The sequence below is a fragment of the Bacillus sp. FSL K6-1033 genome, assembly GCF_038630765.1.
Classification (GTDB): domain Bacteria; phylum Bacillota; class Bacilli; order Bacillales; family Bacillaceae; genus Bacillus; species Bacillus altitudinis.
Genome location: NZ_CP152041.1, coordinates 923,483 through 938,137, shown reverse-complemented (window position 1 = coordinate 938,137; position 14,655 = coordinate 923,483). Strand labels below are relative to the sequence as shown.

Below are 14,655 nucleotides of genomic sequence, written 5' to 3'. Positions count from 1 at the left end.
CCTTACATACTTTCATTGACAGCATTTGTCTGGTTTTTCGTAGAAACATAGAGTCCTAACAATACCACAACTAAAATAACGCTTACAATCCAAAAGGCTGGTGTGACGTTCGCTTTAAAGGCTGCATTATAGAAAACACCGCCAAATGCACCGCCCAAAATTGGACCAACAACAGGAACCCAAGCATATTTCCAATTTGATGGACCTTTACCTGGAATCGGCAGAATGGCATGTGCGATTCTTGGACCTAAATCACGTGCAGGGTTAATTGCGTAACCAGTTGTACCACCTAATGAAAGACCAATTGCGACAATTAAGAAACCAACAATCAGCGGATTGACTCCGTCTGCAAATTTATTTGCACCAATCGCTAAAATTCCTACCACCAATACAAATGTACCAATGACTTCACTGAGCACGTTTGCAAAAGTATGCGGAATCGCAGGACCAGTTGAGAATACGCCTAGTTTTGCACCTGGATCGTCTGTCGCTTTCCAGTGTGGTAAGTAATGTAAGAAGACAATAATAGCTCCGAGTAATGCGCCAAGCATTTGACCGACAATATACATTGGAACATCAGCCCAAGGAAAACTTCCTTCTAATGCAAGACCTATTGTCAGCGCCGGGTTTAAATGTGCACCGCTGATTCCTCCAGTGGCATAAGCTGCAATCGCTACTGCAAATCCCCATCCGAAAGCGATTACAATCCAGCCGGACTGGTAAGCGAGCGATTTCTTTAAACTGACTGCCGCACACACACCGCCTCCGAAAATAATAAGAAGCATTGTACCAACGACTTCACCCCAAAATGGTGTCATGAAAAATTCCTCCTCTGGTTCAGTTGCCATCCCCTATAAATGTGTAGAAAAGATAAAGAAAAAAGATCCACAACAAACATACTTTACATCAGGGTCATTTGTCACCTAGTAAAGCGTCGTTGTGGATCTCCGTTTCTCCATCACATTATATTAACTTAGTGCTATAGTAACAGAGGATGAAAACGTTGTCAATCAATTTTCACATTTTATCTTTTTCACTTTTGGAACGCTTTCCAAAGCTCTGTATTCGATGTGGTGACAGCTGTCGCCCCTGCTGCAAGCGCCCTTTCTACATCTTCTTTTGTTCGGATAAACCCTCCTGCAAATATTGGTATTCCAGCTCTTTCGCGCACTTCTGTAATTAAATCTGGCACGACACCCGGCAATACTTCAATAAAATCTGGACGATGTTTCCCGACAAACTCCATGCTTTTTTCCATCGCACTTGTATCAAGTAAAAACATTCGCTGGATGGCATATACCTTTTTCTGCTTGGCTTTTACTATGACAGAAGACCTAGTAGAAATAATGCCAGCTGGTTTCATTTCCTGACAAATAAATTCCGTTCCGTACTCATCATGTTTGATTCCGTGAATGAGATCGACATGGACAAACATTTTTTTATGATGCGCATTCGCCTCATTCATGATGCCCTTAAGCCGCCCTAAGTGAACATCTAGTAAGACCCCATATGTAAATGGACTTTTTAAAAATTCCTCAAATTGCTTCATATTGCGAACAGCAGGTAGAATGGGTTGATCATGAAAACTCATATGCCGTCTCCTTCTCGTGTGTATTGGTTCTATCTTCTCCTTACAGTAATAGAATCGCATGTTTTTTTCAATACACCTAGTGTGCCCATTGACCATTCAGCCTAGCAGATCGATCAAAACCTGATCCTTTCAGGGCATAGAAAAAAGCAGAGAAACCTCTCTGCTACAGCGTGTAGGCAAACCCTCGCATTCTTTGTCAGTCCTGCGTGCTGGTGCTCACGAATGTCAAATTCGCTCCGCGCCAGTACTCGTTCTTCCTAGACTGCAAAGGTTTTCTATCACGCTGAAAAGAAGACAAAGGGCTAAAATAAATAATATTTTAGCCCTTTGTCAACAATCTGAAGCAGAGAAATCTCTGCTATAATTGTGCCATGCTTTCTTTTAAAGTATGAATAATGAATGAGGCGTCTTCATCAGTGATATTTAGCGGTGGTGCGAGCTGTGCCACGTTATTATAACCAGCCACTGTATCGCCATTTTTCCCGATGATCAATCCTCGCTTTTTACATTCTGTAATCAATTGACCGACTACACTTGGATCAGCTGGCTTTTTTGACGCCTGATCCTGCACAAGCTCAATCCCAAACAGCAGGCCTTTTCCTCTCACATCACCGACAAATGGATGCTCTTTTAACTCTTGCAAACGTTCGAGCATGTCTTGGCCAAGCGTGCCTGACCGCTCCACTAATTGCTCGTTTTCCATGATGTCTAGGTTAGCAAGTGCCACCGCACAGGAAGCAGGGTGACCGCCAAATGTATTCACATGCCGTAGCCTGTCATACGTATCTTCTCCTGCATACGCTTCATAAATGTCTCGTTTCACGCACGTTGCAGATAGCGGTAAATATCCACTTGTGATCCCTTTTGCCATGGTGATGATATCTGGTTTCACTTCCTCATGCATAAATCCAAACCGCTTTCCTGTCCGGCCAAAGCCGCATATCACTTCATCCACAATAAGGAGCGCTCCATGATCTTCACAGATTTCTTTCACCTTCTTCAAATATCCTTTTGGCGGCATTAAGATACCGCCTCCTGTAATCATCGGCTCCATGATGACGCCAGCAATGGTCTCACTTAATTCCCACGTCATCGCTTGATCGATTGCATCAGCACTTGCCAAGCTCTCTTGATCTTCAGGATGCCGGTACATATCAGGCGGTGCGACATGGATAAACCCCTGCCCTAACGGTTCATATTTGTACTTACGCTGCGCTTGACCCGTTGCGGCTAGAGCTGCTGCTGTGTTGCCATGATACGATCGATATCGGGAAATAAATTTTGTGCGTGTACTCTCTCCCTTTTGCGCATGATATTGTTTGGCAATCTTAAATGCCGCTTCATTCGCTTCAGAACCACTGTTAGAAAAGAAGATCACATAGTCCCCGCCTAGCCATTCATTGAGCTTCTCAGCCAGCTGAATCGCCGGCACATGGCTTTGTGTCAGTGGGTAGTAAGGCATCGTATTTAATTGCTTATACGCCGCTTCTGCAAGCTCTTTACGTCCATATCCGGCATTTACACACCATAGTCCTGACATCCCGTCTAAATAGCGATTTCCATGAATATCTGTCACCCATGCGCCTTCTGCCTCTTGAATCACCATACTTTCATTTTCTTTATTTGTCCCTTTCATATGATGCCAAATGAACTGATCATCTTTCGCCTGAAGATCTTGTGCGTTATGTGTTTTCATCTTCCCACGCCCCCATGTATCCGTTTTCATCATCAAAGAAGCTTAAAACGGTCCTGCATATGACCTCTCCATTCATTATATGGATAAAAAGTGAGGCATATGAAACTGAAACAAGACCGCCCGGTCGTTACTCTCATTATAAAAAAGGGGCCAGACACATTACATTAGACAGATCGTCAACTGATTGAAAAGAACCATGAGACACTCTACTTGATCCCTTGGCAAATCTAACATATACCGTTAATGGCGATTCCCCTGTAAAAATTCATAAGCAAGGATCGCAAATTCAAGCGCTTGACGTTTTGGCGCTTGCATCATATCCTCACCAAGTAAAGCATGAAGCTTATCCAATCTGTGATAAAGCGTCTGCCTCACAATATAGAGCTGGCTTGCGGTTTCTTTTTTAGAACCGTTTGTCTGTAAAAAGATATTCAGCGTCTGATAGAGCCTGCCGCTATTTTGTTTATCATATAAAATCACCGGCTCTAAATACTCTTTCACCATGCATTCTAATAACCCGCTTTCTTTCATGACAGGCATCAATCGAAGCATATGTAAATCTTGATAAAATGGGCTTTTTATCCGTTGCGGCATCACTTTCTTTAAATGCAGCACTTCTTTCGCTGCTTGAAAACTTTTTCTCATGTGCTGAAATTGCTCACAATATGAACCGATTCCATAATTGATGACTGCCTCGCCGGGCTTCTCACGGTCATATAATTGCGTGATGTCGTTTGCCGCTTTTTCTGCACGCTCTTTCCAGTCCTCAACTTTTCTTGTATTCAATAAAATAAATAAGGTTTGTCCTTGATGCTCGTACACAATCAAATGGAAACCAGCACGCTGAAAAATAGAACGGCAAGAGACAAGAAAATAAAGATTCCCTGCGATTTCTTCTATTTGGTGGTTTTTTTGAAAGAGCATCACCACACAGCCGGTCGGTTTTTTCAGTCCTTCTGTTTCCTCAAGGTGTTCTATGATTTCTCTTTCTGTATGCTCTTCATGAAACCATTTTTGCAGCCATTCATTCTCTTTTGTCTTCTTCAGCTCTTCTGTATACAGCTCTCTTAAAGTTTGCTGGGCAAGGGCATTCGCTCCTTTATCCATCACAAGCAGTTCAAATTCCGAGAGCGTGTTCGATTGATGAATGAGGACGAGGTCTGCAAAGGTTTGTTTGAGTGCAAGGACTTGTTTTTGCGTCACTTCATATCCTTTTGGTAATGAAGCATATTGCAAATAATTCATCACAAGCTCTTCTGTTTGTTTGGATGAATCACATAAAATAATCGGTTCACCTTGAACAGGGATCAACAAAAGAATCCCTCTCACGTGCTGATACACTTGATCCAAAATATCCATCTGCGGATGAGGAGTCAATAAAAGCTCATTCAACTTGGACGACAGTGTTTCTAAATCCGCCATCATCTGATACTGACGCTCAATCATCATCGTATGGAGATGCTGTGTAATATTGACGAACTTCACTTCTTTTGTAAACAGAATAAGCGGAAAATCACGTTCTTCTGCATAAATAATCAGTTCTTCCGGTACATCAAACCGGAGCGGTACAAATTCAATACATAGTCCAGCCGCACCTGAGTCAATCAACTGCCTTAAAAACGCCTGAAAGACTTCCAATTGATCATGGAAGCCTGCGGCCGTCGTTAAGATCAGCTCGCCTCCGTTTAACAAATCCTCTACAGCAGGCACTTCAAGTACATGTACCCATTTTACCTGCCGAAACAATCCCTTTTCCCCAGCTAACACTTTCGCATGCGTAAAATGCTTCGTTTTTAACACATCACTTACTTGAAAATGAACATCTACATTCATTCATAAGTCCCCCTTTGTTTGCCGTCCCCTATCCCAGAGGGTGCATGGATAAAATCCATAATAAAACAGGTAAAGTCACAATACTTAAAATCGTACTGAGAAACGTCGTGCTTGAGACAAACTCAGGCTTCGTTCGAAATTGCACAGCCATCAGCGTTGTATTCGCCGCTGTCGGCATCGCTGCAACTAAAATCATAATTTGTTTCACCAAATCATCTACAGGTAAAATAAGTGTAAAACCAAAGGCGATGAGAGGTGAAATAAACAGCTTGAGCAGCACCGCATAGGAAATATTGCGATAATCCACTTGTTTAAAAGAAATCACTGCGAGCTGCATACCTAAAATCAGCATAATCGTTGGTATCGCTGCATCCCCGACCAGCTGAACACCTGTCATAAGCTCTTTAGGTAATGAAAGGTCAATGAGCTGAAATAATAAACCAAGAAGAGCCCCGTAAGCAACCGGCATACGCAGCACTTTTTTTAGAACGACCTTCAAGTCTCCCGCGTCCTCTCCACCTTTTGCTGCATAATACATGCCGATCGTACTCATGACGAGCTGCTGAAGGACCATTAGCACAATCGCAATATCTAAACCAGCTGCTCCAAAAACAAGAAGGACAACAGGCGTGCCGTAATTTCCATTATTCATAAATGCTGATGACAAAATCATGGCACAATACGTTTCATTCGAATACCCGTAAATTCGAGATAAAATGAAGACACATAAAACAAGTGAAAGACAAAGCCCTACGACAAATATAGATAAGTACACATAGTCCATCGATACTTTATTTTGATAAAAGGTTTCAAACGCAAGAAAAGGTGACATTAAATATAAAGACATTGATGAGAGCGTATGTATATCAAAGCCAATTGTCTTCTGCCCAATATACCCTATAAGGAATATGCCGAACACTGGCATTAAGACAAGTAAAAACTCCATGCAGCACCTACTTTTCTCTAGATGAATTCCTTATTTTTTACCCTCTTATCATACCACTGATCATCAATAAAAAAGAAGCACCCTTATGAAAGGTCGCTTCTCTCCTCATCCATATAAAACACTTCCCATAAATGACCATCACGATCCTGAAAGCTCCAGCCATACATGAAATCATGGTCTTGTTTTTCCTTAAACGGTGAACCACCAGCTGCGATCGCACGCTCTACAAGTTCATCAACCTCTTCCCTCGTCTCGACCTGTAAAGAGATAATGACCTCTGCGCCATTTCTGGCATCTACCAATTCCTTCTCTGAAATGGATTGGAAATGCTTAAGTGATAACAGCATGACTGTGATCGTCTCATTCATCACAAAACAAGCAGCATGTTCATTCGTCAGTTCTTGTTGAAAGTCAAAACCCAGCTGTTCAAAGAAATCCTTTGACTCATTTACATGCTTAACCGGCAAATTGATATACAGATGTTTAGATTCTCGCCCCATATCCCTCTCCCTTTGTAAAACATCATTTCCATTCAGTATATTCGTCTTTTCATTTGGCATCCCTTTGTCGCATGAAAAAATAAGCGGTAAGCCCCATTACCTTATTTTAACAAAAATGTATAATAAATCTCGTGCACAATACTAAATGAACTAGGAGGTTTTCTTAATGAAAACAATCGCAAAATCTTTGATGCTCTCCACCTCTGTCCTTTTATTCGCTTCACCTATTACACAAACGGCTGATGCTGCATCTATTCAAACGAAGCAGGTGACAGCAGAAAGTGATTTTCAGCTTCCTTCAACAACAGACACCATTAAACAAAACATCGAACAATCTTTCCAAAAACAAGAAAAGTGGCTACAAAAATTAGAAGTGATTGCCGGACAAGAAAAACGCGAACAATTTGAACAGTTTTTCAACCAGCATGTAGGACCTGATTTAAAAAATCTTTTAGAAGAGCCTGCTCTTACATGGAAACAAGTAGAAAAAACGATTTATCAATCTCTTGTCAAATCAGACGTTCCATTTTTAGCTGCCAAAAGCATTGCCCACTTTGCTACACTCGCATTAAAGAAAATGTAAACATAAAGAAAAGCGCCTCGCATAACTGCGGGGCGCTTGTTTTGGTTATTTCTTATATTCAATATGATACACGTCTCTTCTTCGGTCTTTCAGCTGACGAACCGTCCCATCTTGACGCTGCCTTCTTAATATTTCTAAGTCGACATCACCGACAACCACCATTTCAATATTCGGATTGCATTCCCCTACAATGCCATCTCTTGCGAATTCAAAATCAGATGGTGCAAAGATTGCTGATTGTGCATATTGGACATCCATGTTTTCTGTTTGCGGAAGGTTTCCGACCGTTCCAGAAATGACCGTATATATCTGATTTTCAACCGCTCTCGCCTGCGCACAGTAACGTACTCGTAAATAGCCTTGACGGTCTTCTGTACAGAATGGAGTGAAAATAATTTTCGCTCCTTTGTCAGCTGCAATTCGAGCAAGCTCAGGGAATTCAATATCGTAGCAAATTTGGATCGCAATTTTCCCGCAATCCGTATCAAATACCCGGACTTGGTCACCAGCTGAAATCCCCCACCATTTTCTTTCATTCGGCGTGATATGCAACTTATATTGCTTTTCAATTGTTCCATCACGTCTAAATAAATAGGCGATATTATAGATTTTCCCTTCCTCTTCAACGAAATGAGAACCACCGATGATATTAATGTTGTACTTGACCGAGAGATCTGTAAACAAATTGATGTAGTCCTCGGTATATTCTGTGATCCGCTGCACTGCTAGACTTGGTGATCTCTCTTCTAAATATGACATAAGCTGCGTTGTAAAGATTTCCGGGAAAACGGCAAAGTCAGCTGACGCATCTGATGCCACATCCACGTAATACTCCACTTGATTCATAAACTCTTCAAAGGAATGAATTTGCTTCATTGCATATTGAATGACACAAATTCGTACTGGGAACGCCGATTTATAATATCTTTTCGATTGCGGACGATAATCGACATTGTTCCATTCCATTAGCGTTGCGTACGTACTGGAAGCTTTATCATCCGGCAAGTAATTCGGATTGATCCGCATCAGGCTAAATTCATTTAACAGCTGAAAAGATAGCACAGGATCATAAATTTGGTGCAGCATGACTTGCTCTACATATTGGCGAGGCGTCATTTCCTCTTGATATTTATGATAATTCGGGATACGTCCGCCAATGATGATGCTTTTTAAATTTAATCTTCTCGCTAAGTCTTTTCTTGCTTCGTATAAACGATGACCGATTTTCATCCGGCGGTACTCAGGACTGACCATTACTTCAATTCCGTACATATTCATCCCATCTGGATTATGGTTTGTGATATATCCATCATCTGTGATGTCCTGCCATGTGTGACGATCATCGTATTCATCAAAGTTAATTAATAAACTTGAACATGAGCCAATAATTTCTCCCTCGAATTCCGCACAGAACTGACCTTCTGGGAAATGTTCAAGGTGGCTTTCAAGGTGCTCTTTTTTCCAAGGGTCCATGCCTGGAAAGCATACCTCTTGCAATGCAATGATTCGGTCGATATCTTCTTCTCTAATATTTCGAATCACCATTCTTTTTTCAAATCGCGTTAAATCTAGTTTTTCTGCCATGATGTATTGCCCCCTTACTGATCCTCTTTTTCAAGCTGATGGAATAGCTGGAGCAATTCGATTTCAGCCATGGATTCTAATCTCGCATCATATTCTTCAAACTGCAGTGTGCTCGTCACTTTATTTGGCACGATGACACATTTCATACCCGCTCGTTTGGCAGCGATTGACCCATTCACAGAGTCCTCAAATGCCACGCAATCTTTTGGCTCAACGCCTAAGCATTGTGCGGTTTGCAAATAAAGTTCTGGGTGAGGTTTCACTTCTTCCACATCGTCTGACGTGCGGATACATTCAAAGTAATCGAAAAGTCCAATTTGTTTCAGGTGATCAGACACCCATTTATAATCTGAGCTGGAAGCAAGTCCAATCTTAATTCCAAGCTCCTTTGCCGCTTCTAAATAAGCTTCTACACCAGGTCTTGCTGCTTCGTCCTTCATTCTCTTTTGAAAACGTGAACGCCGGTCTTCTGTGAGTGCCTCATGATCTAATGTCTTTCCTAACTGCTCTTCCAAATATTCAAAAGGCTTAAAACCTGCCTGCGTTCCAATCACATTTCCCCATACAGACAGAGGCAACTCCGATTCATGCTCCGCAAACATTTCCTGCAGAACCTCATATTCATGTGTTTCTGTATCTAAAATTAATCCATCAAAATCAAATATAATCGCCTTTACCAAAGAGGCCACTCCTTTTTTCCGAAAGTCTGAAATATCTTCCATACTGCTATCATATCGTGAATAAAATTGACTTTCAAAGATGAATGTCTGCTAAAATGATTATGTATAAAAGGAGCCTGCTTCGTTTTGTCAGGCTCCTGTCATGTTCGATTCTTTCTGCAAGAGATCCAAGCGCTCCGATTCGTGGAGAATAGACATTGTTGAAAAAGAGCGGAATTGGTATTACAGATCTTGAAGGTTTCTCCGTTCCCTTAAAAATAGTATGTGCGACGACCTTATAAGTTAACAAGGAAGTTCACACCAACTTTTACGCATTTTGAAGGTGACGGCCTGCAAAATCATCTAAATCAAACGGGAAAGAAAAGCCGCACACATTAACTTGTTCACGGTTGAGTTCAAATAACTCACGATCTCGTTTTGTGATATGTCGCTTCGGCTTTAAAATAATGGTATGTAATAGCTGAAGACCTGATAAGATACGAAAAGCATCATCCATTGTCCCGTTATACACACCATCAATGAATGTAAGCCGGGGTTGTTTTTCCTGCGCTTCTCCATTGACAGAATGGGATAAGAGATCTTCAATTTCCTTTGATACTTCTTCAATTGCCTGCTCTTGAAGGTCTGTCGCAGCTTTCATTAATCTCACGTGGCATCTACCTCTCTGTCGTTATTACTCCATTCAGAATAGCACAGAAAAAAAGTCATTCGCTAAGGTAAGTGTTTCCTATATATACCCAAAGAGAGGACGAATATCATGATCATAAAAGGACACACGCTCTCCCTAAAAGTAGGTGAGCAGCAAAATGGCATTTCCTTAAGTCAATTTTTAAAAGACGAAGTGTCTGCCTCTAAACCGATTATCCATTTTTGGATGGAGCACCAAAAAGTCCGTCTCAATCAAAAACCTGCCCACCATGCTGCAAAAGTGAGTACAGGTGATCAGATTCTCATTGATTTATTTGAGACGGAAGAAAGTGATGTGACGCCAGAATACGGTGAATTAGAGGTACTCTTTGAAGACGAGCATTTATTAGTTGTCCAAAAGCCTGCTGGAAGGCCGACGCATCCAAATGAAAAAGGACAAACAGGTACGCTGGCGAACCTAGTCGCTTTCCATTTTCAAGCAAATGGAGAAGAAAAGCGGGTCAGACATATACATAGGCTGGATCAAGACACAAGTGGCACCGTCATTTTTGCCAAACACAGGTTGGCACATGCTGTACTCGATCAAATGCTTTCAAAAAAAGCGATTAACAGAACGTATCTTGCCATCGCACAAGGACTGTTTAAGAAAAAGAAAGGAACGATCCAAGCAGCCATTGGACGTGATAAACACCATGCCGTCAGAAGGAGGGTTTCTCCTACTGGTCAAAGCGCCAAGACTCATTATGAGGTCTTCCATCTCAATAAACGTTTACAGATGACGGCCGTTAAGCTGCGATTAGAAACAGGCAGAACGCATCAAATTCGGGTCCATCTTAGCAGTCTCGGGCATCCTTTAGCTGGCGATACATTATATGGCGGGAAGCGTGACCTGATAAACAGATGCGCCCTTCATGCCAAACAAGTAGACATGAACCATCCATTCACAGGTGAAAAGCTGACGATAGAAGCACCGCTCCCACCTGATATGGCTAAATTAATGGACAATATGTAGAAAAAAGAGCCTGATCATACAGGCTCTTTTGACGTTAGACAGATGCTCTTTTCGCATAAATAATGTACCGCTCTGGTGCGTTGCCGACAAAATGAAATGGATAGCATGTGGTTAACACAAGCTCTTCCTTTTTATTTTGTAAGGTAATAATGGATGTATCATGCTGATCCACAATTTTCGTATGCGTGATTTCATAAACAAACTCACCATACGGTACAGTGATTTTCAGCTGATCCCCAATATCCAGTTCACCAGTCCGGCGGAAGACCGTATCCCTGTGTCCCGACAAAACGATTTGTCCATTTTGATCAGGGTAATAACTGCCTTTATAATGACCGACGCCTTTGGCAAGGTCGTCCGCATCTGTCCCTTCAACAATCGGCAAATCGGCTTTTAATTTCGGAATGGTCAGGATGGCAGAGGCTTTCCCCATTTCAGGTGAAAATTTTTCCTTTGTCATCCCTTGATCAGTTTCTACGACCTTCTTTGCTTCCTCTAAAGAATGTGCTGTTTGTAAGTGAGTAGAAGCCATTTGCCAGATTCCCCAGCCAAGCACCACAATCCCCGCTGACATGACAATCACTGCAAGCCATTTTTTCATGCGTTAACTCCTTTGTCTTTGCTGATGATTCTTTAGCTTGCTGCTGCCTTTTCTTCTTGTTTCGCTTGTTGAATTCGGCCCTCTTTTTGATACACAATAGAAGCTCCCTCGAAGCTCTTTACAAAAGCGACCGTTGCTTCTAAATCTTCTGGGCCTGTTTCAGGATTTTTCCCTAGTCGTCCAATCGGCGCATACTTACTTCCAGTCGCAGTCGCCATGAAATTATTCACTGTGAGTGTATACGTTTTATCGAAATCAACGGAAGAACCATCAGGCATTTTTAAGTCGACTACTTTATATGTTAACGGATTGTACGAATAAGAAAAGCCTGAAATGCTATAATCCGGTCCAAATTGAGGAGATATTTGAGCTTCAATGATATCAACTAAATCTTTCCCCTTAATGTCCAGCTTCACTAACACATTTCCAAATGGCTGAATATTAAAGAGGTCTCCCCAAGTAATGGGTCCTTTTTCGAGATTTTGTCTGATGCCGCCACCATTCATCATGGCAAAGTCACTTTTCATTGAATATCTCATGCCATCCGCAATGAGGTTGCCAAGCGGTGTATCACCATCATTGGAATAGCCACCTTCCATCTTGACGCCAGCTTCTCCAACCACCTCACTAATAATCGGCTCCACTTCTTTTCCGTAATGAGCTAAAATGTCCGCTGCCTCCTGATCCTTTTCAATACCAGCCTGGTCTACATACTGGATCTTTGCACTCTTTTTGACAATATCTTTTGTTTTCCTGTCAAGTGTGACATTGACTTCTCCAATTGCCTTTCCGTATTCAAAGGCTTGGACAATTAATTTTCCATTCACCTCTCCATTGACCACTTCGTGATTATGGCCAGCGAAAATGACATCGATTTCGTCATCACCTTCTTTGGCAAGCCTTGCGCTTTCTCCAGTAATGGTATCACCATTTTGAGAGGCGGTCATATGAGCCAGAACTGCGATCGCTTTAATCCCTTTTTGCTTTAATTCCTTCGCTGCTTCATTGACAGCTTGGACTTCATCAGTAAATTGAATGTCTTTAATTCCTTCTGGCATGACCATACCTGCCGCTGATGTTGTCACAACCCCGATAAAAGCCACAGGAATTCCCTCGACATCCATGATTTCATAGGCCGGTAAAAGTGGTTTGCCAGTATCCTTGTATTCACAGTTTGCACAAACAAGCGGGAAGTTCTGCCCATCGTATCCTTTTGTGCCTTTCGGGTGATCTCCACCTTTTAAGATTCGTAATAGTTCGTCTACACCTTCATCAAACTCATGGTTGCCAACTGTCCCAACATCAAAGCCGATGTTCTCCATTAGTTCAACGGTTGGTTCATCTTGTAAAAGAGAAGAAACCGGCGAGCTTCCGCCTATCATATCTCCTGCATGAACTGTCAGTGTATTTTTTTGCGCAGCTTGCTTTTGTTTTATATAAGCCGCCACATAATCCATCTGTCCATATGTTCCTTTCCTGCCATCACCTTTTACATCCAGCTCATATTGCTGATCAATTTTCCCATGCAAATCATTCATGCTTAAAATGGTTAATGGGACTTCACTGGATGATTCTGACGCCTGATATCCAGCCTGCTCTGCTTCTTCTTTAGAAGCAAAAAAGACACGTTTATCTACATCGATCTCATTCCAGCTGTCAGGTGATACGTAGGTTTTTGCAGATGAATCCCCCACATAACGTGTGAGCCCTTTTTTCTGCTCGCGTGCTCTAAATTCAAACGGCTGTTCTAACAGAGGATCTTCTTCATTCCAAATACCAAGCCCTTTTTCCTTGGCATCTTTCACTGCTTGCTGAAACATCTGATACTCTTTTTCATCTCCAACAGGCCAGATGAAATAAGTAGGGGCATATCCTTTTTTCACAAGCTCTAGGTTCGTATTCAGCCCTTTTTTGGTTTTGACTTGAGCTAAAAGACGTCCATATCCATCCTTTGCTTCCGGGCCAATCTTTAATGTGACTCGATCACCACTTGAAAGAAGCGTTTTTAAATAATCCGTCGCTTTTTGTCCAAAGCGCAGCTGGTTTTGATCTAATTCATTTTTGGGCTTGTGGTAGGTTTCTGGTGTGTCCATATTCACGAAGCGTACCTTTGTTGTGCCGAGCACAGGCTTCTTCAAATGAATGGTATCTCCATCCACAACACGATCTACCGTTGCCTCATATTCTTTTTTGATTTTTGGCGGCTTTGGCTGGTGCTTCAGCAATTTGATATCGGTTTTGTGTCTTGGAAGTACTTGCAGCGTATCATATCTGCTTAAAACGCCAGTAAACTCATACCATTTTCCGGTCTTCACTTGATCAATGGCACCCGTATCAACCATGACTCTAAGGACTGTGCTATGATATTTTTTATCGATGATGACCACATTGTATCCACCGCCAGCTGGCTGATCTGGCGCTTGTTCTACATAGCCTTTTACCTTCACTAATCTTCCTTCATATTTGCTTGCTTGATCCGATTCCAATTGTTTAATGGAAACTTTCTTTGGCGAAGGCAATGGCTGATTCACAGCCTCTATCTTCAGACGATCTTGATCTGGCACAATTTCAACGAGCCCTTTATAAGTCGTCACCTTGCCAGTCACCGTGACCTTCATGCCTGCTTTCAGTTCTGGAAAATTCTTAGGCTGCGCAGAATAAATATTGAGACCAGCTGTTTTGTCTTGAATATATGTTGATAGTTTCCCATTCCCTATAGCGGATTGATCTGCTGTTACGATTCCGCTCACCGTTACCGTTTCTCCTATCAGTTTTCGGGCTTTTTTTATGTTCATCGGCTTTGTTTGTTTCCATAAAGTCTCCTTTTTCTCAGAAGAAGAAAACGCCTCAGCTGTCATCATACTAGGCAGTAAAGATTGCAGACTAAATATCACCAAAATCAAACAACAGACCATTCGAATAGATTGTATACGTTTCATTAGATTTCTCCCCTTTGAACTTCATCTCTTCTAGTGTACAAA

The 14,655-nt window shown here is 41.9% G+C and carries 13 protein-coding genes; 2 read left to right on the top strand and 11 right to left on the bottom strand.

Annotation, left to right across the window (positions count from 1 at the left end; translation table 11 throughout):
• Window positions 1–2: 2 nt before the first annotated feature.
• The 6 genes from MHH31_RS04705 to MHH31_RS04680 form a co-directional block, all read right to left on the bottom strand.
• Window positions 3–818, bottom strand: coding sequence for an MIP/aquaporin family protein (locus tag MHH31_RS04705; RefSeq protein ID WP_008349011.1), 816 nt, complete (start codon window positions 816–818; stop codon window positions 3–5).
• Between the two features lie 215 nt (window positions 819–1,033).
• Complete coding sequence (locus MHH31_RS04700) at window positions 1,034–1,591, bottom strand: glycerol-3-phosphate responsive antiterminator (protein ID WP_017360356.1); 558 nt, start codon at window positions 1,589–1,591, stop codon at window positions 1,034–1,036.
• A gap of 358 nt (window positions 1,592–1,949) precedes the next feature.
• Entirely contained in the window at window positions 1,950–3,287 is a 1,338-nt protein-coding gene (locus tag MHH31_RS04695; protein ID WP_342495339.1) for an aspartate aminotransferase family protein, read from the bottom strand.
• A 240-nt stretch (window positions 3,288–3,527) separates the two neighbouring features.
• Entirely contained in the window at window positions 3,528–5,120 is a 1,593-nt protein-coding gene (locus tag MHH31_RS04690) for a PucR family transcriptional regulator ligand-binding domain-containing protein (RefSeq protein WP_342495338.1), read from the bottom strand.
• A gap of 28 nt (window positions 5,121–5,148) precedes the next feature.
• Window positions 5,149–6,066, bottom strand: a complete 918-nt coding sequence (locus tag MHH31_RS04685; protein ID WP_007497064.1) for an AEC family transporter — start codon at window positions 6,064–6,066, stop codon at window positions 5,149–5,151.
• 83 nt (window positions 6,067–6,149) lie between these two features.
• Entirely contained in the window at window positions 6,150–6,566 is a 417-nt protein-coding gene (locus MHH31_RS04680; protein ID WP_024719950.1) for a VOC family protein, read from the bottom strand.
• A gap of 166 nt (window positions 6,567–6,732) precedes the next feature.
• On the opposite strand from MHH31_RS04680, the gene MHH31_RS04675 reads away from it, so the two are divergent.
• Window positions 6,733–7,149 carry a hypothetical protein gene (locus tag MHH31_RS04675; RefSeq protein ID WP_024719949.1) on the top strand — a complete coding sequence of 139 codons (417 nt, stop codon included), beginning with the start codon at window positions 6,733–6,735 and terminating at the stop codon, window positions 7,147–7,149.
• A 45-nt stretch (window positions 7,150–7,194) separates the two neighbouring features.
• On the opposite strand, the gene MHH31_RS04670 is transcribed toward MHH31_RS04675, so the two are convergent.
• The 3 genes from MHH31_RS04670 to MHH31_RS04660 form a co-directional block, all read right to left on the bottom strand.
• Window positions 7,195–8,733 (bottom strand): bifunctional GNAT family N-acetyltransferase/carbon-nitrogen hydrolase family protein, encoded by a 1,539-nt coding sequence (locus MHH31_RS04670; RefSeq protein ID WP_007497061.1) that lies wholly within the window; start codon window positions 8,731–8,733, stop codon window positions 7,195–7,197.
• Between the two features lie 14 nt (window positions 8,734–8,747).
• Window positions 8,748–9,413: an HAD family hydrolase gene (locus MHH31_RS04665; RefSeq protein ID WP_017366913.1), complete on the bottom strand. Its 666-nt coding sequence runs from the start codon at window positions 9,411–9,413 to the stop codon at window positions 8,748–8,750.
• 307 nt (window positions 9,414–9,720) lie between these two features.
• A complete protein-coding gene (locus tag MHH31_RS04660; RefSeq protein ID WP_342495337.1) occupies window positions 9,721–10,062 on the bottom strand; it encodes a DUF5365 family protein in 342 nt (113 codons plus the stop codon).
• A 108-nt stretch (window positions 10,063–10,170) separates the two neighbouring features.
• Here MHH31_RS04660 and MHH31_RS04655 point away from each other — a divergent pair, with 108 nt between their 5' ends.
• Entirely contained in the window at window positions 10,171–11,073 is a 903-nt protein-coding gene (locus MHH31_RS04655; RefSeq protein WP_342495336.1) for an RluA family pseudouridine synthase, read from the top strand.
• Window positions 11,074–11,107: 34 nt separating this feature from the next.
• Here MHH31_RS04655 and MHH31_RS04650 read toward each other — a convergent pair whose 3' ends face one another.
• Window positions 11,108–11,674 carry a class D sortase gene (locus tag MHH31_RS04650; RefSeq protein ID WP_342495335.1) on the bottom strand — a complete coding sequence of 189 codons (567 nt, stop codon included), beginning with the start codon at window positions 11,672–11,674 and terminating at the stop codon, window positions 11,108–11,110.
• Between the two features lie 32 nt (window positions 11,675–11,706).
• Complete coding sequence (locus MHH31_RS04645; protein ID WP_342495334.1) at window positions 11,707–14,613, bottom strand: 5'-nucleotidase C-terminal domain-containing protein; 2,907 nt, start codon at window positions 14,611–14,613, stop codon at window positions 11,707–11,709.
• Window positions 14,614–14,655: the final 42 nt, after the last annotated feature.

Excerpts from the sequence above, each read along its gene's own strand:
- MHH31_RS04705 (WP_008349011.1), bottom strand. The coding sequence starts at position 818 with ATGACACCATTTTGGGGTGAAGTCGTTGGTACAATGCTTCTTATTATT.
- MHH31_RS04700 (WP_017360356.1), bottom strand. The coding sequence starts at position 1,591 with ATGAGTTTTCATGATCAACCCATTCTACCTGCTGTTCGCAATATGAAG.
- MHH31_RS04695 (WP_342495339.1), bottom strand. The coding sequence starts at position 3,287 with ATGAAAACACATAACGCACAAGATCTTCAGGCGAAAGATGATCAGTTC.
- MHH31_RS04690 (WP_342495338.1), bottom strand. The coding sequence starts at position 5,120 with ATGAATGTAGATGTTCATTTTCAAGTAAGTGATGTGTTAAAAACGAAG.
- MHH31_RS04685 (WP_007497064.1), bottom strand. The coding sequence starts at position 6,066 with ATGGAGTTTTTACTTGTCTTAATGCCAGTGTTCGGCATATTCCTTATA.
- MHH31_RS04680 (WP_024719950.1), bottom strand. The coding sequence starts at position 6,566 with ATGGGGCGAGAATCTAAACATCTGTATATCAATTTGCCGGTTAAGCAT.
- MHH31_RS04675 (WP_024719949.1), top strand. The coding sequence starts at position 6,733 with ATGAAAACAATCGCAAAATCTTTGATGCTCTCCACCTCTGTCCTTTTA.
- MHH31_RS04670 (WP_007497061.1), bottom strand. The coding sequence starts at position 8,733 with ATGGCAGAAAAACTAGATTTAACGCGATTTGAAAAAAGAATGGTGATT.
- MHH31_RS04655 (WP_342495336.1), top strand. The coding sequence starts at position 10,171 with ATGATCATAAAAGGACACACGCTCTCCCTAAAAGTAGGTGAGCAGCAA.
- MHH31_RS04650 (WP_342495335.1), bottom strand. The coding sequence starts at position 11,674 with ATGAAAAAATGGCTTGCAGTGATTGTCATGTCAGCGGGGATTGTGGTG.
- MHH31_RS04645 (WP_342495334.1), bottom strand. The coding sequence starts at position 14,613 with ATGAAACGTATACAATCTATTCGAATGGTCTGTTGTTTGATTTTGGTG.